The 18,745-nt window shown below is 69.1% G+C and carries 13 protein-coding genes; 7 read left to right on the forward strand and 6 right to left on the reverse strand.

Translation table 11 applies throughout. The features are described from left to right. Window positions 1-286: 286 nt before the first annotated feature. The 3 genes from OG758_RS17420 to OG758_RS17430 are packed head-to-tail and all read right to left on the reverse strand — an operon-like array spanning window position 287 to window position 3,607. Window positions 287-814 carry a hypothetical protein gene (locus OG758_RS17420; protein ID WP_326710871.1) on the reverse strand — a complete coding sequence of 176 codons (528 nt, stop codon included), beginning with the start codon at window positions 812-814 and terminating at the stop codon, window positions 287-289. A 14-nt stretch (window positions 815-828) separates the two neighbouring features. Beyond that, window positions 829-3,114 carry a DUF6571 family protein gene (locus OG758_RS17425; RefSeq protein ID WP_326710872.1) on the reverse strand — a complete coding sequence of 762 codons (2,286 nt, stop codon included), beginning with the start codon at window positions 3,112-3,114 and terminating at the stop codon, window positions 829-831. Between the two features lie 10 nt (window positions 3,115-3,124). Beyond that, complete coding sequence (locus OG758_RS17430) at window positions 3,125-3,607, reverse strand: hypothetical protein (protein ID WP_326710873.1); 483 nt, start codon at window positions 3,605-3,607, stop codon at window positions 3,125-3,127. 410 nt (window positions 3,608-4,017) lie between these two features. Between OG758_RS17430 and OG758_RS17435 the strand changes: the two genes are divergently transcribed. From OG758_RS17435 to OG758_RS17445, 3 genes are read left to right on the forward strand one after another with little or no spacing between them, the layout of a single operon-like run. Beyond that, window positions 4,018-4,521, forward strand: a complete 504-nt coding sequence (locus tag OG758_RS17435; protein ID WP_116509192.1) for a hypothetical protein — start codon at window positions 4,018-4,020, stop codon at window positions 4,519-4,521. Next, on the forward strand, window positions 4,521-6,782 hold the full coding sequence (locus OG758_RS17440) for a hypothetical protein (protein WP_326710874.1): 2,262 nt from the start codon (window positions 4,521-4,523) through the stop codon (window positions 6,780-6,782). The genes OG758_RS17435 and OG758_RS17440 overlap by 1 nt, the downstream gene beginning before the upstream one ends. A gap of 47 nt (window positions 6,783-6,829) precedes the next feature. Next, window positions 6,830-7,372: a hypothetical protein gene (locus OG758_RS17445; protein ID WP_326710875.1), complete on the forward strand. Its 543-nt coding sequence runs from the start codon at window positions 6,830-6,832 to the stop codon at window positions 7,370-7,372. A 6-nt stretch (window positions 7,373-7,378) separates the two neighbouring features. On the opposite strand, the gene OG758_RS17450 is transcribed toward OG758_RS17445, so the two are convergent. Genes OG758_RS17450 through eccB form a run of 3 tightly spaced genes read right to left on the reverse strand, consistent with a single transcriptional unit; the run spans window position 7,379 to window position 10,795 of the window. Further along, window positions 7,379-7,966 carry a hypothetical protein gene (locus OG758_RS17450; RefSeq protein ID WP_326710876.1) on the reverse strand — a complete coding sequence of 196 codons (588 nt, stop codon included), beginning with the start codon at window positions 7,964-7,966 and terminating at the stop codon, window positions 7,379-7,381. A 5-nt stretch (window positions 7,967-7,971) separates the two neighbouring features. Further along, a complete protein-coding gene (gene mycP, locus OG758_RS17455) occupies window positions 7,972-9,246 on the reverse strand; it encodes a type VII secretion-associated serine protease mycosin (RefSeq protein ID WP_326710877.1) in 1,275 nt (424 codons plus the stop codon). 13 nt (window positions 9,247-9,259) lie between these two features. Further along, window positions 9,260-10,795, reverse strand: a complete 1,536-nt coding sequence (gene eccB / locus OG758_RS17460) for a type VII secretion protein EccB (RefSeq protein ID WP_326710878.1) — start codon at window positions 10,793-10,795, stop codon at window positions 9,260-9,262. A gap of 179 nt (window positions 10,796-10,974) precedes the next feature. Here eccB and eccE point away from each other — a divergent pair, with 179 nt between their 5' ends. From eccE to OG758_RS17480, 4 genes are all read left to right on the forward strand, one after another. Further along, window positions 10,975-12,336: a type VII secretion protein EccE gene (eccE, locus tag OG758_RS17465; protein ID WP_326710879.1), complete on the forward strand. Its 1,362-nt coding sequence runs from the start codon at window positions 10,975-10,977 to the stop codon at window positions 12,334-12,336. Continuing rightward, window positions 12,336-13,154 carry a hypothetical protein gene (locus OG758_RS17470; RefSeq protein WP_326710880.1) on the forward strand — a complete coding sequence of 273 codons (819 nt, stop codon included), beginning with the start codon at window positions 12,336-12,338 and terminating at the stop codon, window positions 13,152-13,154. Before eccE ends, OG758_RS17470 begins: the two co-directional genes overlap by 1 nt. A 337-nt stretch (window positions 13,155-13,491) precedes the next feature. Then, on the forward strand, window positions 13,492-16,506 hold the full coding sequence (locus OG758_RS17475) for an SCO5717 family growth-regulating ATPase (RefSeq protein ID WP_326710881.1): 3,015 nt from the start codon (window positions 13,492-13,494) through the stop codon (window positions 16,504-16,506). A 330-nt stretch (window positions 16,507-16,836) separates the two neighbouring features. Then, window positions 16,837-18,741, forward strand: a complete 1,905-nt coding sequence (locus OG758_RS17480; RefSeq protein ID WP_326710882.1) for an ABC transporter substrate-binding protein — start codon at window positions 16,837-16,839, stop codon at window positions 18,739-18,741. Window positions 18,742-18,745: the final 4 nt, after the last annotated feature.

The following is an 18,745-nucleotide window of genomic DNA, read 5'->3' on the forward strand; positions in this document are numbered from 1 at the left end:
GAGCGTCCCTCATCGCGCCTTTACCACTGTAGTCACCCGGTACAACCGAACCAACTGACCTATGTGTTAAGTCAGTTACGAAACGCTCTTCCCGTATCGCGCTTCCGGGTGCAATCTTCTCATCTCGCCGACGGGCGCTCGGCGCCCGGTCGGAGGTCGTGACGCTCGTGCGCAGGCACTGCCCGCACGGGAGCCCGGCGCACTCTCCGGGAGGCGAACATTCCTCCATGAAATCTTCACCGTCGTGACTACGGGGAGGAAGGCAGGAGATACGGCGTTCAACAATTCAGCCTGATTTCACTTCGCACGGCGAAGACTTCTTCAGCGCCTCCGTGTATTCCGTGATCAAGTTCTTCAGCGCCGATTCATCCTTGCGTCCCGGTTCGAAGACCCTGATGACGGTGGAGATGTCCTCCTTGACCACGTCCTGGGCGGTGCACCGGGTGATGGATACGGCGGCCGAGTCCGTGTACGCGATCGTGCGGGCCGCCGCGGATTTGGGGTCGTGGGCGGAGAGTTGGTCCACGGCGATGTCGCGCGCCGCCGCGCCCGGTTCGCGTCGCTCGCGTTCGACGGACAGCACGACCTTCTTGTCCACGGCGACCTCGCAGGTCGTGATGGCGTCGGGGACAGGGTTGTCCGGCTTCACGGCGACGTGCTTCCCGGGCGGCAGCAACGGCGTGAGCGTTGCCGCCTTGATGTGAATGCCGCACAGCGAGGACGGCACGGCGTACTCCCGCTCGGCCGAGTCGCCGCATCCCGCTGCCGCCGCCGCCATCACGGCGGTGACGGCGGCCAGAGGCAGGAGCGGCACCCCGCGGGCCGGCCTCAGTGATGGCTTTCCGAGTTCCACTGCGCTCCGTCCGAATGGCTGATGCCGGCTGCGGTGCGTGCGGCGCGTTGCAGGTCGTCCGCCGTCTGCATGTCGATTTTCGAGTTGTGGCGCACGGCGTTGTCGACGGCGTCCTGGGCCGAGCGGATCGCCTCCGAGCGGCCGTGCGAGTACTCGCCGCCGGCCGCGTGCTCCGCGTCCGTCGTCGTGTCCTGTTCGATGCTCTTCATGACGCTCTCCTGGATGTCCTCCGACGCCCACCCGATGGGCGCGCCCAGGATCGGAACGTGCTCGGCCGCCTTGTCGACGCCCATGCCCAGGATGCGGCTCACCCACTTCGCCTTGTCGGCCGCGGCCTCGTTGAAATCCGCGTCGGACGCCGCGTGGTACTGGTAAATGGCGTCCGCGCGCGAGTCGCTCATGATGCCCGCGATGGCCGCTCCCGGCGCCACCGCGTCGCGCACGCGGCCGTCCATCGACGTCGTCGACGTGGTGGGGTCGTTGACGACGCCGTTCACCACGTCCGCCGTGTACGCCTGCTGCGCGGCGGTGATGGCCGCGTACGCATGCGGGTCCTGGCCCACTTCGCTGAGGAACTTCTGGGCGTGCCCGGGGTCGAGGCCCGCGGCCGAGCCGAACGTCGGGAACATGTCGCTGCCGGCGTTCTCCTCGTACATGGCCTGCTGGAAGTCGCCCATGTATTCGGAGGTGATGTCGCCGAGGCTGTCCTTCATGGCGTACAGCGGGCCGCTCTCACCCGAGTCGCCGTTGTGCTTGAGCAGTTCGGGGTCGCTGCCGAACTTGTCGACGATGTCGTGCACGAGGCCGGCGCGCTCCGGTGTGTGCCGGACCGCGTCGCTCATGTCGTCACTGTCGTACGGCCGCCCCGTCGTGGCGGATTCCAGGGCGTGGCCGAGTGCTTCAGGTCCTACGTTGTGTGCGGCCCGGTTCGCGTCCTCGTTGCCGTAGAGGTACGCGTCGTTCGAGTCGGCGTTCCACAGGAAGTCCTTGTCGGTGAAGACGTCTAGATAGGACTTGAAGCCCAGCTTTCCGTCCTGCTTCACCGTCCCGTCCTCGTTGTACGCGGTGGGAGGGTCGGTGAAGAATTTCTCCGAGGCCTCCGGGCTGTGGCCGAGGGCTTCGAGGACGCTGTTCAGCGGGTCCTCGCCGGAGCCGAGCTTTCCCGACGGATTGAATCCGTAGTGTTCGCCCTGGTCTTGGCCGACGTGGGTGAGGAGTTTGTCGGGGTCTTCCTTGTGGAGTTGCGTGAGGTGTTCGGCGATCGGGTTGATGAACGACGGGTCGTAGTTTCCGTACCGCATCAGGCCGCCGAGCACCTGATAGCCGTAGGGCTTCGTCATCTGGTGCGGCATCCAGGAGATCTGCTGCGTGCCCAGCCTGCGGAACTCGTCGCCCCAGCTGGCGGGGAGATGGTTCTTCGTGTCCGGGTCCGTGGCATTGGCCAGGGCCGGGCCCATCACCTGCTGGAAGTCCTTGACGGCGTCGAGACGGACGTTGCCCGCGTCCTTCTCCGTGCCGTCCGTGGTGATGTCCGCGTAGAATTCGAGCGCCTTCTCGGGACCGCCGAGGCCCTTGTAGAACGCGGTGGCGAACTGGCCGTCCTTCTCTCCGCCGTTGAACTTCATGATGCGGTTGAATTCGCGGAGTTCGACGTCACTCATGTTGTGACCCTTTTTGGCGAGTTCGAGCGCGCGCTCTACCTGGGCGTCGTTGAGTGATCCGTATTCCTTGTGACCGGCGTTGTTCGGGTCGTTACCGTGGCTGCGGGTGAGGGCCAGCTTGACCGACTGGTCGATGTCGTTGGCGCGGCCGACGTCGGCCGTGATCTGGTCGGCGTAGTGCTGGAGTTCCTTTTCCGGGACGCCCTTGGGGGGTTCGCCGGGTCCGACGTATTCGATGACGGAGACGCTGGTGTCGCCGTTGTCGAATACGCGGTATCCCTTGCCGATGGCCTCCGAGACGAGTGTCTTTGTGTTGCGCTGGAGCTGCGTCAGCTCCTGGTGGGCGTCGTCGAGCACCTGGAAGATGCTGTTGGCCTCACCGTGCAGGTCCTCGAATTCCTTGGTGGTCTTGCCGATGAGTACACGCACGGCGTCGGCGTTCTGGCCGGCCCATCGGGCCCCGTCCGATTTCGCCTGCATTCCCGTCCTGGCGTTCTCCGCCAGGGCCTTGAGGTGATCGACGGCCGCTTTCCAGTCGGCAACGGATGCGCCGAGCTTCGCGAGGTCGACCTCGGTCAGATCCGTGTACTTGAGCGTCATCGCCTGCCCCCTACTTGAGCAGGTCGTTCAGCCGGGACACGGGCACGGCCGAGCCGTCTCGCTGGTGGAGGTCGACCGCGATGGTCGCGTCGTCCTGGGCGTGCAGCTTCTTGCTGTAGTCCAGGTGGTTGGAGATGTGCGCGCAGGCCTGGAGGACCGTTGTGACCTGAGTCGTCCAGACACTGACGGTCGTCTCGAGGGCCGGTCCCATCTCGAAGTTGCTGACCTTGAGGGCCGTCGCGGCCTGCATCGTGGATCCCGAGCCGTGCTTGTCGGCGCCGGCTCCCGCGATGTCGGCCTGCGTGTGCAGATGGTCGTGGAGGATGAATGCCTCGTGGCCCACGGCGCCGAGATCATCCTGGTTGACCACCAGGTCGGCGCCGCCCGTGGAGCCACCGCCGCCGGGTTCCGGGGCCAGCTGATTGAGCTGCATCTTCTCGCTCTGGCGGGCGGCAGCGTCGGACTTCAGCTGCTCCCATTCGTCCCAAGCCATGCCGTGACCTCTTCCCCCGTAACCCGGCACCCGTCGGCTCGGACGGAAAAGGCTCCGTTCCAACGGATCAATGTGCGGCTCGAGTTTCCTACAGAAGAGTTGCCCGGGCAGAGATGACGACGGGTAAAAATCTCCACAACTCTGAGTGGCGTGCACGTCGTCAAAATCGCGATCGCGGGAATTGCCGAAGATCCGGACGGGAGCGGATTGAAGCGGATGGGGACCGAACGCGCAAGGCCCGCCATTACGGACACACGACTACAACTCACGTCGTCCACAAGACCTTCACTTGCACAGCATCTCGAGCGCCGGTCCGAGTGGCCACTCTTCGCGGCCGAGTTGCTAACTTGACCGGACGACTGTCGTCCGACGTCAGTATCCGGTACGCATGCGGGGGAAGGGGCTCACTCATGGCGTGGGACGAGTGGGAGCAGCTGAAGACCGAGGCGGCGGGGCGTCAGTCGACGCAGATGCAGCTGAACCGCGTACCGGACGACGAGGGCGGCGGGCCGCCCCCTTCCCAGTACGGCGACCTCGCGGTCGGGCACGGCGACCTCGAGAAGGTCGGTTCGGATGCCCACAAGCTGTACAGCCAGATGTGGGACAAGGCCCGCGTGGCCGTACCCAGCAGCGACTCGGCGGCATCGGACCTCACGAAGCAGGGCTTCTCGCTGGGCGGGGGCCTGCAGGAGGTGTCGAACCGCTGGGAGGAGCAGCTCCGCTCGCTGATGGACGCCACCGCGCAGATCGCCAACCACATGCACCGCACCAAGAAGCTGCACGGGGACGACGAGGACTTCATCCGGCGCCAGATGAGCAGCATCGACATGCTCGACGCCGGTTTCGACGAGCGCGTCGGTGACCCCGGCAAGAAGAACCCGGTGTACGGCGAGCCGAAGAAGAAGGACGACTGATGCAATTCGAGGCGCTCCTCCACGCCAACTTCAAGCTCCTCGACGACGCCGTCGAGGACTGGTCGATGATGGTCAAGAATCTCGACGCGCTCGCGAAGGAAGCTCGTACGGGCATGAAGGCGTCCGCGGGCAAGGCCGTCTGGGCCGGCGCGAATGCCACGGTCTCCAAGGAATTCATCGGCAAGACGGTCGGTGAATTCGACGACGCGCACACCCAGGCGAAGTCGATCTACGACATTCTCCGGGACACCGCGAGTGAACTCAGGACGTACCACGGCAATCTCACGACGTCGATACAGAACGCGGGCAGGAGGGACATCAGCGTCACGGCGTCGGGCAACGGCGGCTTCACCGTCCGCGCCAAGGACGACGCCAAGGACCCCAAGCCGACCGACGGCGACGTCACCGGGGTCCGCAACGAGATCCAGAAGATCGTCGACGGGGCGAGCGAGAGCGACAGCACGGCCACCACGGTCCTGAAGCTGCTGGTCAACCAGACGTCCATGGGCTTCTCCGACGCGAACTACTCGGACCGCGACTCCGCGGCCGCCGCCGTCAAGGAAGCCGACGAGCTGGCGAAGCTCGCGCAGAAGGACCCGAAGGACCTGTCGGTCGAGGAGTTCGACCGGCTCAACGCCGGGTTCAAGAAGTACGCCAACGACGAGCTGTTCTCCGAGGAGTTCGCCACGAAGGTCGGCCCGCAGAAGGTCCTCGAGTTCTGGACGGGGATCAACGACCCGGCTCGCGGCAACTACGAGCTGGGGCACGAGCGGCTCGACCAGTTCGACGACCTCCAGCGCAACCTCGGCATGTCGCTGGCCCACGCGACGCAGAGCGACTCGACCGCGATGTACGACTGGAAGTCCAAGATGATCGACTTGGGCGACAAGCCGCTCTACGGCGATCGTGGCGGACCGATGGGCTTCCAGGTCATGAGCAACCTCATGCGGACCGGCGACTACGACGACCGGTTCATGGAGGACTACGGCACCAAGCTCATGGCCACCGAGCGCAAGCTCACCGGCGACGGCGAGCACCGCAACCTGGCGTGGCAGCACATGGGCATGGACCCCTGGCTCAACCGGATCGGCGAGGACAGCGGTTCCGATCCGCTCACGGGCTACCTGAAAGGCCTGTCCAACAGCCCTGACGCGGCTACCTCGTTCTTCAACGAGGAGTACACGCCGAAGGACGGCGACAAGGCGGCGGCCAGCAACTTCAAGTACCTCTTCGAGGACCGGGAGTGGCCGCAGGAGTCCGACATGCACGGCGACGACCTCAACACCGGGCGCAACAACCTCGCCCTGGCGCTGGAGGCCGGAACGACCGGGCATCCGGCGGGCGAGCTGCCGACGGCGGACACTCCGGCGCACACCGCCGATCAGGCCGGGCTGATGCGGGACCTCGTCAACTCGATCTCCGAGGACCCGAACCGCCTCAAGGACCACGAATACATGTCGGACAGCATCGGGCAGATCGGGTCCGAGTACCTGCCCGACATCCACCGGGCGATGGCCGACGGCCCCACGGTCGGCAGCGGCGACAAGTCCGGATGGAACCTGCTGTACCCGAACGACGGCGCGGACGCGAAGCTCGATCACAGCGCCGTGTCCCGCTTCCTGGTCACCGCGAGCCAGAACCCGGAGGGGTACAGCGCGCTGAGCGTCGGCGAGAAGGCGTACACCGCCAACCTCATGGACTACCACCTGAACCCCGACCTCCCCGAGGACCAGCGCTACCCGCACGACGCGAAGGACACGATCACGAGTCTGTCGCGCAAGTCCGGGGAGTTCAGCGGTCTGCTCGCCCAGGGCCGGCAGGAAGCGGTGCTCGGCCCGGCGAACGAGAAGGACGGCGACTTCGACTACGCCGTCAGCCAGAAGAAGAACGTCATCTCGGGCATCGTCGGTACGGGTGTCGGTATCGGTACGAGCTTCATCGCCTCTCCTGTGGTCGGCGCGGCCGCGGGCGGCGCCGCAGGCACCGTGACATCGGTGGTGATGGAGGCGTTCTTCAAGGACGACTCCGGCCAGTACCGCTCAGAAGCCGGCCACGACATCGCGACGCGGTGGGAGACGATCAAGGACACCACCACGAACGTCAACTACGCGGCGGCCACCGAGGCCGCCAAGGCGCATCACGCGGGCTACTCGGACCAGATCGACACCTGGGTCAGTGAGGGCACCGCGACAGGCTTCAACGACGCCAACACCGACATTCACGCGATGGCCAAGGACCTCGACACCGAGATCCCCGACTGATGCGTCACGACTCACCGGCACGATCACCGAAGGCGATGGAAGACGTCATGCAGGCACTCCCGCGGGGCAGAGCACGTTCGGGCTTGGCGGCGGCGATCGGTGCGGCGTTGCTCGTCGCTTCGGTGGCCGGCTGTTCGTCGTCCGGGCCCGAGCGTGCATACGCCACTCCGAAGGAGCTGTGCGGCACCGAGGTGTCCGCCGGTTCCCTGGAGCCGCTGCTGCCGCCGGGGAAGAAAATCGCGGCCAAGCCCACGTCGGCGGTCGGCGTGAAGCGCTGTCGCCTTGAGGTCGACGGGAAGGTCGTGTTCTCCACCAGTGTGGAGAAGCGGGGTGCCGACAGCTCTGCCCGTGATGTCGCCACGTCCGCGATCGGCGTCAATCCGAACGATGCCGGCGCGGACAACGGCCGGTTCATCTACTCGAAGACCGGGGCCGTCGGGCGCGTGGAGTGCCCGAAGTCGGCCGGTGCGGACAGCTCGTTCTGGGTGACGGCACGTGTCTCGGACGACTCGGATGCGGCGGACATGCTCAGGTTCATCAAGGAGTACGCGACGGCGGCCGCTGGTTCAGGGGCCTGCGCCGAGGGGTGACGGCCCTCAGCAGGGCCCCTTGCGGCTCGTCGCCGCCAGTTCGTACAGGGGGACGATGTCCGCCGTCCCCGAAGGACCGCCCGCGATGCCCGGAGCGTCGTAGCCGCCGTCCTTCGACTTCGTACGCGTGACGGACACGCAGAAGGACGCGTCGGCACCGTCGGCCTGGACCGTGAAGGCGCCGTGTGTTGTTGTGCCCGTCCCCGAGGGCGTGGCGGAGACACCGCTCCCGGGGGCTCCGCCGCCGCCCCGCCGGACGACCGCGTCCTCGACCATCGACTCGTAGTCGCTGTCGGAGGGGACGTCCATGCCGAAGTAGGAGTGCCCGTCCAGATCCCCGGTCGCGTACTCGACAGCGTGGCTCAGTTCGTCGTCGCTCCACACCGAGTCGGCGGCGACGGCCCGCAGTTGGAATCCGGAGAAGGCCACGACTCCCGCCAGGACCACGAAGACGACGCGTCCGACGGTGAAGGCGGCGTCAGGGAGTTCGTCCCCCGAAGGGTTGAAGGCGTGCCGCCAGGCGCGTACGCGATCGGCCTTCACGCAGGCCGCCAGCAGGAGTACGGCGGCGAGCGCGAAGCTGATCACGCTCATCGCGTTCATGCCCCGCGGGCCATGTTCCGGCCCCTGCGCCGCGCGTCCCGTACCGCGACGGCAGTCCCTCCCAGGCCCGCCACCAGCACCGCGGTCCCGACGACCGTGTACGTGGCCAGGCGCGTGTTGCGCTGTTCCGCCGTCTCGCCGAAGTGGAGTTTCGCCGCCGTAGGAGCCTTCTCCCGGGTGAGACCCTCATGGGGCGACGGGGTCTCGATCGGGTGATCCGGGTCCTCCGTGACGGCGCGCAGCGGGTCGACGACGCCCCAGCCGACGAGGCGGTCGTGGCCGGCGGTCGAGCGTTCCGCGGTCTGTTCTATCTGGGCGACGACCTCGGCCGCCGTCCAGTCGGGGTGCTTCGCCTTGACGAGGGCGGCGACTCCGGCCACGTACGGGGCGGAGAAACTGGTGCCGTTGTCCGAGCAGTGGCCGCCGCCGGGAACCGTGGAGACCATGTCCACGCCCGGCGCCGCCACGCCCACGAAGTAGCCCTGCTGGGAGAACGAGGCGCGTTCGTTGTTGCGGTCGGAGGCGGCGACCGCCAGGACGCCGGGGAACGAGGCCGGGTAGGTCTTCTGCACCTTGCCGTCCAGGCCGTCGTTGCCCGCCGAGGCGACGACGACGATCTTGGCGGCGAGGGCCGCGTTGACCGCGTCCTCCAGCACCGGGGCGGGCCTGACCGCGTTCGCCGTGTCCTGGGAGATGTTGATGACCTGAGCGCCCGCGGCCTTCGCGTGCAGAATGGCCGTCGCAAGGGTCTCGGCCGTGCCGTGGCCCTCCGCGTCGTTCTGCTGGAACGGGATGATCGTGGCCTCGGGGGCCAGGCCCACGAAGCCGGTGCCCTTGGCCGGGCGCGCGGCGATGATGCCCGCGACACGCGTGCCGTGACCCACGGTGTCGGTGGTGCCGTTCTCCTTGCCGCGTGCGATCTTGTCGCCGTTGTCGTCCTTGAGGCCCTTGGGCAGGAGATTCTCGCCCTTGGACGTGTCCACGGCATGAGTGAGCTGCGGATTCTTGACGTCGACGCCAGTGTCGATGACGGCGACCTTGACGCCCTTGCCCTTGGTCTCGCTCCACAGGTCGTCCAGGAGGACGCGCTGGAGCGACCAGGGGCGGCCCGCGTACTTCGGGTTCTTCGGGCCGAAGGTGCACTGCTCACTGTCGGCCGCCGCCGGGCTCCCGGGCAGGATCACGGTGGTGGTCACCGTCACGGCCAGCGCGCCGACGAGCGCCGCCTTACGCGTCCACGTCGCCGCGGACTTCCCTGATGTGTACGCCATCGTGTCCCCCGCCCTAGGAGCCCTGCGGCTGGCTGGCCGCTGTCGTGGACAGGCGCGGGCCCGTGGGCAGGAACTGCGACCAGGCGAGCGGGATCGGCGCCGGGTCGACCTTGTCGTAGCCGAGCCTGGTCACCGCCTGCTTGGCCTCTTCACGCCGTGCCTTGCGCTCCTTCGCGGTGGTGCCGATGCCCGCGTCGTCGGCGCCGCTGTCGCTGTTGGACTGCATCGCATAGCGAAGGCCCGTGTCGGTGACCAGGAAGACGGGGCCCACGTTGGTCTCGGTGCCCGTGAACTGCCGGTAGAGCTGGCCCGAACCGGCGGTGACGTAAGCGCTGGAGGAGCCGACGGGCAGGGGGGCGGGGAAGTTCTTGCCGGCCCAAGTGCTGAGGGTGGTGCGGCCGTTGCCGCTGTCGACCTTGTCCAGCACGTTGCAGACGGTGTTGCGGCTGCCGGCTGCGGTGGTGGCCTCGTTGACCGTCTTCGGCTCGTACTTCGGCCAGTTGGCGGGACCGAAGCTCTGGCCGGCGACGATGGCGCCGGGGCCCACCTTGAGCGGCTCGCCCTTCTGGCCGAGGCGGCGGTCGAGGTCGGGGCTGTACAGGAGCAAGTGTGCGGTGAAGTCGGTGATCGGGGCGACCGTGCCGGACAGGACGACGTAGTACTGGTCCGGCGTCTTGAGGACCATGCCGACGCGGTTCGCGGTGCCGTCCAGCGTGCTGTTCGTCCGGGCGGCGGCGCCGAGGTTGCCGCTGAGCTTCGGGAACGAGATCTGCGTGCCCTTGTTGAGGGTGTCCAGCCAGTCCCTGGAGACGCGCTCCGGCTTCTGGCCGGCGGGGAGGTTGATGCCCAGGGCACGCAGAAGCTGTTCCTTGTCGGTGCCCTCCTCGATGGGATAGGCGGTCCCGTGGGCGTCGACGACGTACTCGGTCTTGGCCTTGTCCGGGCCGACGACGTACATCAGGTCGCCGCCGCTCAGCTTCGACTCGCGGCCCTCCGTCTTGCCCAGGTCCCGCTTCGCGAGGACGAACGCCGCCTTCTGGATGGCGCGGCCGCCCTCGCCCGGGCGTTCGCAGACGGCCCAGCGCTTCGCGGACTCCGCCTCGGAGTCCGGCGGCAGACGGTCAGGGGCGTACGGGATGCCGATCGTGGCGCCGTGCGGGATCTTGCCGCTGTCGAGCACGTCCTCGGACACCGTCACCGGGGGGTTGTCGCTCGGGTCCACGAGGAGCTTGGCCGACGCCATGTTGAGGACGGGGTGCAGCTGTTTCTTGCCGTCCGTCTTCAGGACCACGTACCGCGTCGTCGACTTGCTCGCGACGATCACGTTCTTGTGGAGTTCATCCCATTTGGGCGGTGCAGTCGGCTTGAACATCCCCCACGCCCCGAACACGGCGAGGACGACGACGCCGACGATCACGCCGGGCAGCACCGCACGCAGCGGCTTCGGCGCCCCTTCCTCCGAACCGGAGGGTGAGGGCTGGAGGAAGGACGCGAGCGTACGACGCTTCGCGAAGGTGTAGGCGTTGAGTTCGTCCCGCCGTGATGCCATCTGTGTCCGCTTCTCCCCGTGCAGCACTCGGGGGCATCTGCGTCCCCCGCCCTCCGTTGTCAGACCCGGCCCCTACTATGCCTGTTGCGTGGTTGTGCATGTGGGACGGGTAGGGTGCTGGGGCCTTCAAAGACCCTGTGCGTCAGGGATTTTCGGGAGAGTTCGGGGGGTTTGGAGTGATGGCTTCCGCAACGCGGACCCGGTCGCGGTCGCAATCCCGGTCGCGGTCGGGTGGCCGGCCGGGACCGGGAGACGGTGCGCCGGCGGCTGGGTCCGGCGGTGGGGCCGGCTCTCCGGCGGCGCCCGCCGGTCCGGTCTCGCTTCATCTGAAGTCGCGTTCCGGACGGGCCGGGTCGTTCCGGCTCCAGCAGATGGTGATGATCGAGGTCGCCGCCGCGCTGGTCGTCGGCGCCGCGGTAGTCGACAAGTTGGCCATGGTGCCCGCGGGCGTCGTCGCCGTGATCCTCGTCCTGTTCGCCGTCGTACGCCGTCGGGGGCGGTCGCTGCCCGAGTGGCTCGGCACCGTCCTGGCGCTGCGCGCGCGCAAGCGCCGTGCGGCGAGCACACCGGTCCCGCCCGGCACGGAGCCGGGCCTCGCGCCCGCCGTCGAGTGCGACCCCTCGCTGCGGACGTACAGCTACAGCCGCGGTGACGACCGCGACCAGCGGCCCATCGGCATGGTCGGCGACGGCGGCTTCCTGACCGCCGTGCTCCAGGTCGAGTCGGACGCCACCGCTCTGCGGGCCGAGCGCTCCCGGCGGCCGCTGCCGATAGGGATCGTGCGGGACGCCCTCGATGTCGACGGGATCCAGCTCGAATCGGCGCAGATCGTGCTGCACACGCAGCCCGCGCCCGCGCTGCACCTGCCGCAGCAGTCCGTGGCGGTGAGCAACTACGCCCCGCTGCAGGCCCAGACCGGCTCCCCCGCCGTCCGCATCACATGGATCGCCCTGAAGCTCGACCCGGAGCTGTGCCCGGAGGCCGTGGCCGCGCGCGGTGGCGGCACCGCGGGAGCGCAGAAGTGCGTGGCCCGCGCGGCCCAGCATCTGGCGAGCCGGCTGACCGGCGCGGGCTTCCGCGCCAGCGTGCTGACGGAGGAGGAGCTCACGGCCGCCGTCGCCACGTCGGCGTGCGCCAACCCCATGGTGACGGCGCAGGCCGGGCGGAGCGAGCTGCCGCAGCGCAGGACCGAGGAGTCCGGCCGCAGCTGGCGCTGCGACAACCGCAGACACACCACGTACTGGGTGCGGCGCTGGCCGCAGCTCGGCGGATCCGGGCCCGCCCTGCACCAGTTGGTCGCACTCTTGACCACGGTGCCCGCGCTGGCCACGACGTTCAGCCTGACGCTGTCCCGCGGTGACCAGCGGGACGTCCAGCTCTGCGGTCACATGCGGATCACGGGACGCAGCGAGAGCGAGCTGACCACGGCGCGGCGGTCCCTGGAGACCACCGCCCGGCAGGCCAAGACGGGTCTTGTCCGGCTCGACCGCGAACAACTGCCCGGAGTTCTCGCCACGTTGCCCCTCGGAGGTGCGCGCTGATGGCCATGACGTCATCTCCCCCGGCCGGGGCAGGATCCTGGGACGGAAACTCCTGGAACGGCAATGGGAACGGAAGCGGCACTGGGGGCGCGGCTCACGCGCCCGCCGCCGGTGACCGGCCCCGTACCGGGTTCGGTCTCTTCGGGCCCCGGCACCAGCGCCACACCCTCCCCGTGGAGCAGTTGGACTCTCTCGCGCTGCCCATCGGCGACGACGGTGTCGTCGTCGGCGTCGATGCCGACGGCCAGCCCGCCGTGCTCGGGGTGAACCGGCCGACGCCCTACGACATGGTGCTCATCGGTGGCCTGTGGACGGCTCAGGTGCTCGCGCTGCGGGCCGCTGCGACGGGCGCGCGGGTCGCGGTGGAGACCGGGCGGGCGCAGGCCTGGGCGCAGTTGGTGCAGGCGGTCGGTGGCGGCCAGTCCGGGATGACGGTGCACGACGTCGGGCGGGTGCCGCCGCAGGGCGCGTCCGCCGGTGGCCCGGTGCTCGTGGTGCGGGACTGTGGGATGCGGCCGCCGCGCGGGCGGGTGGCCTCCGCGCCGTGGCAGTCCGTGCTGACGCTGCTGCCCTATCTGAGCCCCGTGGCGCCCCGGTTGATGCGCCAGGCGCGGCTCGTCGGGGTCCAGCGGGTTTCGCCGGACGAGGCGGCGGAGATCGGCCGTGTCATCGGACTGCCGCGCGGCGAGTGGGAGTCCCTGCCGACGCTCGCGGACGGCGTCACCCTGTGGTGCACCGACCGCGACCGGCAGTACGTGATGACCCGGGCGACGGACGCCGAGACCGGATTGTTGGGTAACGCCCGCCGGATGGACTGAGACCGGTCCGGAGCCCGCCGCGGAGCGTTCCAGCGATCGAACTCGGTCCTCTTTGCGGCTTATTCGGGCAGTTTGCGCGTGACGGACTGAGGGGTGTTCGTCACTTCCGTATCGCTTGGACAGCACTTGTTGGCCGGGTGTGATCTCCCGGACGGCGTCGGCGGGACGGACGGGCCTGCCGTGCTCGTGGTTTTGGTGATTAGGCTGGGACCAGGACGCGCGCGAGAACCCACGAGCGGCTCGTACGCGTCCCAGGGGAAGAGCGCGGCGGATCGGACGACAGGAACGGTCGCCCCCCACCACGGCACGAGGGTGCTCGACCACACCAGGAGGCATTGTGAACAGCGATCGGGACGAGATCCGCGGGGGCTGGGACACACCCGTCGATGATCACTCCGACGCGGAGTCCGCCACTGAGACGACGGGCGAGTTCACCATCGACTACGCCCCACCGGCCTGGTACACGCAGAACGCGTCGTCCGGCACGGGCGAGACCCCCTCGGCCGCACCCGTCACGCCTCCGCCGCCGGTGCCTCCGGCCCCCGCTCCCGCGCCGGTGACGCCCCCGGCTCCGCCCGCGCCCTACACGCCGTACATGCCCGCCGCTTCGGCACCTGAGCCGGACGCGGGTTCCGGGAACGGGGACCTGGAGAGCGGCACGACGATGCGGTTCTCCGCTGCCGCGCTGAAGCGGGAGTTCGCCGAACTGGCCGCGCAGGACGAGCAGAAGGCCGAGCCGACGGCCGAGGAGCAGGGCGGGGACGCCGCGTCCGGCAGCTCCGACTCGACCGGCTCCGGTGACTCCGGTGACTTCGCTGTGGTCGCCGCGACCGGGCCCGCCGGGGGCGACGAGGTGGCGAGCGCCTCCGCGGACTCCGCGGAGGACAGGGACACCGACACCGCTCAGGCCTCGGCCGACAGCACCGACTCCGAGGCCGCCCCTGACGGCGCGTCCCGGTCGGAGGGCTCGGCGGGCTCGGAGGGTTCGGACGACACCGGCTCCGACACCACCGAAGCCGCTACTACGGAGGCATCGGCCGAGACGGGTGCTGACACCGGTACCCCCACCGACACCGGCACGCCCGCAACCCCGGACGCGCAGGGCGCCCCCGCTGCCTGGGCCCCGCCGCCCGTGCCGCAGGACGGTATCCCCCCGCTGCCCCCGGCGTTCCAGCCCGCCGCCCCCACGTCCGCCCCGCAGTGGCCCGCGCAGCAGCAGCCGCAGCCCGGCGCGCCGGTTCCGGCCCAGGCCGCGCCGCCGGCCTGGCCCGCGCAGAACACCCCGCCCGCGCCGCAGGGTGGTTACGGCTTCCCGCAGCAGTCGGCCCCCGGCGACCCGCAGCAGCCCGCACCTCCGGTACCGCCGCAGCAGGGCTACGGTTTCCCGCAGCCGACGCCGCCGGCACCCGCCGCACCGAACCAGCCCGCCCCGCAAGGCGGTTACGGATTCCCGCAACAGCCCCAGCCCGGCACGCCCAACCAGCCTGCCCCGGAGGGTGGTTACGGGTTCCCGCAGCAGCCCCACACGGGCACGCCCAACCAGCCCGCCCCGCAGAGCGGTTACGGGTTCCCGCAACAGCCCCAGCCGGGCACGGGCTACGGTTTCCCGCAGCCGCAGCCCGGAGCCCCCGCTCAGGGACACCCGGGCGGGCCCAACACCCCGGCTCCGCCCGCCCCGCACCTCCCGGCGCAGCAGAACCCCCAGCAGCCGCCGGCCCCGCACGCACAGCAGCCGGGCCCCCAACCCCCGGTCGCACAGCAGCCGCAGCCGCACCAGCAGCCGCCCGCGCCGCAGGCCCCGGCCCCCCACCCCGGCCAGCCCGATCAGCAGGTCCAGGGTCAGCCCGGCCAGTTCCAGGGCCAGCCCGGTCAGCCCTTCCCCGGACAGGTGCCCCCCGCCGACCCCCGCGCAGGCGGCGCCTGGCCGCAGCCCATTCAGCACGACCAGCGCACGCCCACGAACGTCGGCGGTGCACCGCTCGGCTACACGGCGGCCGTGGAGCTGTCGGCCGACCGGCTGCTCAACAACAAGAAGCAGAAGGCGAAGAGCACCCGCCCCGGCGGCGGCAACTCGCGCTTCAAGCTCGGCGGCAAGAAGGAGGAGGTCGAGCGGCAGCGGAAGCTGGACCTGATCCGCACGCCGGTCCTCTCCTGCTACCGGATCGCCGTCATCAGCCTCAAGGGCGGCGTTGGCAAGACGACCACGACGACGGCGCTCGGTTCGACGCTCGCCACTGAGCGCCAGGACAAGATCCTCGCCATCGACGCCAACCCGGACGCCGGCACGCTCGGCCGCCGCGTGCGCCGTGAGACCGGGGCGACCATCCGAGACCTGGTGCAGGCGATCCCGCACCTCAACTCGTACATGGACATCCGGCGGTTCACCTCGCAGGCGCCGTCCGGCCTGGAGATCATCGCGAACGACGTGGACCCGGCTGTCTCGACGACGTTCAACGACACGGACTACCGCAGCGCGATCGACGTGCTCGGCAAGCAGTACCCGATCATCCTGACCGACTCCGGCACCGGCCTGCTGTATTCCGCGATGCGCGGAGTACTCGACCTCGCCGACCAGTTGATCATCATCTCGACGCCGTCCGTGGACGGCGCGAGCAGCGCCAGCACGACACTCGACTGGCTGTCGGCGCACGGGTACGCGGACCTGGTGTCGCGTTCCATCACGGTCATCTCCGGGGTCCGCGAGACCGGCAAGATGATCAAGGTCGACGACATCGTGTCGCACTTCGAGACGCGCTGCCGTGGCGTCGTGGTGGTGCCGTTCGACGAGCACCTCGCAGCCGGCGCCGAGGTCGACCTCGACATGATGCGGCCCAAGGTGCGCGAGGCGTACTTCAACCTCTCGGCAATGGTCGCGGAGGACTTCCCGCGGGCCCAGCAGCAGCAGGGCCTGTGGACGTCGGACGGCAACCCTCCGCCCACCATGGCTCCCCCGGTGCCGGGTCACCAGCAGCAGCCGTACCCCGCGCGGCAGCCCTACCCGGGCCAGCCGTATCCGGGGCAGCCGGGTGCGCCCCAGCCGCCCGCGCCGGGTCAACAGCCCGCACCGGGGCAGCAGTTCCCGGGCCAGCCCTACCCCGGCCAGCCGTATCCGCAGCAGCCCGGCCAGGCACAGGCCGGCACCCCCGGTCAGCCCTCACAGCCGGGTCAGCCCGGCCCCCCGCAGATGTGGCAGCAGCAGCCCCCCGCCCCGGCCCAGCCCGCGCCCGGTCAGCCGCCCGCCCCTGGCCAAGCCGCGCCCGGTCAGCCGCCCGCCCCTGGCCAAGCCGCGTCCGGTCAGCCCGGCCAGCCCCTCCCCCCGTACACCGCACAGCCCCAGCCGCCTCAGCAGTAACAACGCTGACATCCCGGCCCCCTGGCCACACGAAAGGCCCGCACCGACACCACGGTGCGGGCCTTCTCCGCGCCTGCCGAAATTCCGTCAAACAGCCACCAGGCGGCCATAGTCGAGCGCAACGGGCATCACGCCCTGGCCTGCAAAGCGTCAGAGGACTCGACCAATGTGCGTGAAATGCAGGTCAACTCGTTATTTCCGCAGGCCACATGGGGTTCATGTGCCGTTGACGTGCGCAGACTGCCGCTGATAGACACACACATCAACCAGCTGGCGTCCCATGATCAACCTGCCACTCCTGCGCGAGCAACGACGCGAGGTCACCGACCCATGGACACAAAAGATCAGCCCAAGAGAGCACACGCTCCACTCTTCTCCCGTTCCCCACGGCGCGCGCCCCGCCGGACCCTGCGGGTCCTCCTGGCGGCCGGCGCCGCGGCGTTCACCCTGACGGCCGGCCTCGCCACGCCGCTCAACCCCGCACCCCAAGAGGCCAAGGCGGCCGACGGCGGCAAGAAGGTCCTCACCGTCGCCCTCGCCCAGAGCGTCGACTCGCTGAGCCCGTTCCTCGCCCAGCGACTGGTCAGTACGAGCATCCACCGGATGATGTACGAGTACCTGACCAACTACGACCCCAAGGACAACCACGCCGTCCCGGGCTTCGCCACCGAATGGAAGCCGTCCGCGGACAAGCTCACCTGGACCTACACCATCAGGTCCGACTCGAAGTGGTCCGACGGCAAGCAGGCCACCGCCGCCGACGCCGCCTTCACCTTCAACAAGATCATGACGGACGAGGGCGCCGCGACCGCGAACGGCAGCTTCGTCTCCAACTTCAAGAAGGTCACCGCTCCCAGCGCCACCAAGCTGGTCATCGAGCTGAAGAAGCCGCAGGCCACGATGGCCGCGCTCGACGTCCCGATCGTGCCCGAGCACATCTGGAAGAACGTCAAGGACTTCTCGAAGTTCAACAACGACAAGACCTTCCCGATCGTCGGCAACGGCCCGTTCGTGCTGACCGACTACAAGGTCGACCAGTACGTGAAGCTGAAGGCCAACAAGGACTTCTGGCGCGGCGCGCCCAAGTTCGACGAGGTCGTCTTCAAGACGTACAAGGACCAGGACGCCGCGGTCGCCGCCCTGCGCAAGGGCGAGGTCTCCTTCGTGGCCGGCTCGCCCGCCCTGACGCCCGCTCAGGCGGCGTCGCTCAAGGGCGAACAGAACATCAAGGTCAACGAGGGCCCCGGCCGCCGCTTCTTCGCGCTCGCCACGAACCCGGGCGCGCAGACCAAGGACCACAAGAAGTTCGGCAACGGCAACAAGGCCCTTCTCGACCAGAAGGTGCGCCAGGCGCTGTTCCTGTCGATCGACCGCAAGACGATCGTCGACAAGGTCTTCCAGGGCCACGCCGTCGAGGGCGAGGGCTACATCCCGCCGCGCTTCGGCGACTACTTCTGGAAGCCGTCCGGCAGCCAGGCCCTCGGGTACGACCCCGACAAGGCGGGCAAGCTGCTCGACGAGGCCGGTTACAAGATGAAGGGCAGCGAGCGCGTCGGCAAGGACGGCAAGCCGCTGAACCTCCGCATCCTGTGCCACGCCACGGACCCGAACGACAAGGCGATCGGCAAGTACCTCAAGGAGTGGTGGGGCAAGCTCGGCATCGGCCTGAAGGTCGACTGTCTCGACGACGTCTCGGTGCCCTGGTACGCAGGTGAGTACGACCTCGCGTTCGACGGCTGGTCGGTCAACCCCGACCCGGACTTCGTCCTCGGCATCCACACCTGCGCCGCGCTCCCCGCCAAGGCCAAGGAGAGCGCCCAGACGGACAACTTCATCTGCGACAAGACGTACGACGACCTGTACAAGAAGCAGCTCGCCGAGTACGACCCGGCCAAGCGCGCGGACATCGTCAAGCAGATGGAGTCCTGGCTGTACGACTCCGGGTACATGAACGTCATCGCGTACCCGAACGCCGTCGAGGCCTACCGCACCGACCAGATCAAGTCGATCCGGACCATGCCCACCGCGGCCGGCAACATCTACGGCCAGGACGGGTACTGGAGCTGGTGGTCGGCCGTTCCGGCGGACGGCAAGAGCGACTCGAAGGGCGGTGGCGGCGGCGGTTCCGGCTCGACCGGCGTGATCATCGGTATCGTCGCGGCCGTCGTCGTCCTGGGCGGCGGCGGGCTGTTCCTCGCGCGGCGCCGCCGCACCTCGGCGGACGACCGCGAGTAGCAGC

The organism is Streptomyces sp. NBC_01474 (assembly GCF_035918215.1).
In the GTDB taxonomy this organism is placed as follows: Bacteria; Actinomycetota; Actinomycetes; order Streptomycetales; family Streptomycetaceae; genus Streptomyces; species Streptomyces aureus.

Bases quoted from the DNA above. Each gene is read 5' to 3' on its own strand.
- OG758_RS17425 (WP_326710872.1), bottom strand. From the start codon at position 3,114: ATGACGCTCAAGTACACGGATCTGACCGAGGTCGACCTCGCGAAGCTC.
- OG758_RS17430 (WP_326710873.1), bottom strand. From the start codon at position 3,607: ATGGCTTGGGACGAATGGGAGCAGCTGAAGTCCGACGCTGCCGCCCGC.
- OG758_RS17435 (WP_116509192.1), top strand. From the start codon at position 4,018: ATGGCGTGGGACGAGTGGGAGCAGCTGAAGACCGAGGCGGCGGGGCGT.
- OG758_RS17440 (WP_326710874.1), top strand. From the start codon at position 4,521: ATGCAATTCGAGGCGCTCCTCCACGCCAACTTCAAGCTCCTCGACGAC.
- OG758_RS17445 (WP_326710875.1), top strand. From the start codon at position 6,830: ATGCAGGCACTCCCGCGGGGCAGAGCACGTTCGGGCTTGGCGGCGGCG.
- OG758_RS17450 (WP_326710876.1), bottom strand. From the start codon at position 7,966: ATGAGCGTGATCAGCTTCGCGCTCGCCGCCGTACTCCTGCTGGCGGCC.
- mycP (WP_326710877.1), bottom strand. From the start codon at position 9,246: ATGGCGTACACATCAGGGAAGTCCGCGGCGACGTGGACGCGTAAGGCG.
- eccB (WP_326710878.1), bottom strand. From the start codon at position 10,795: ATGGCATCACGGCGGGACGAACTCAACGCCTACACCTTCGCGAAGCGT.
- eccE (WP_326710879.1), top strand. From the start codon at position 10,975: ATGGCTTCCGCAACGCGGACCCGGTCGCGGTCGCAATCCCGGTCGCGG.
- OG758_RS17470 (WP_326710880.1), top strand. From the start codon at position 12,336: ATGGCCATGACGTCATCTCCCCCGGCCGGGGCAGGATCCTGGGACGGA.
- OG758_RS17480 (WP_326710882.1), top strand. From the start codon at position 16,837: ATGGACACAAAAGATCAGCCCAAGAGAGCACACGCTCCACTCTTCTCC.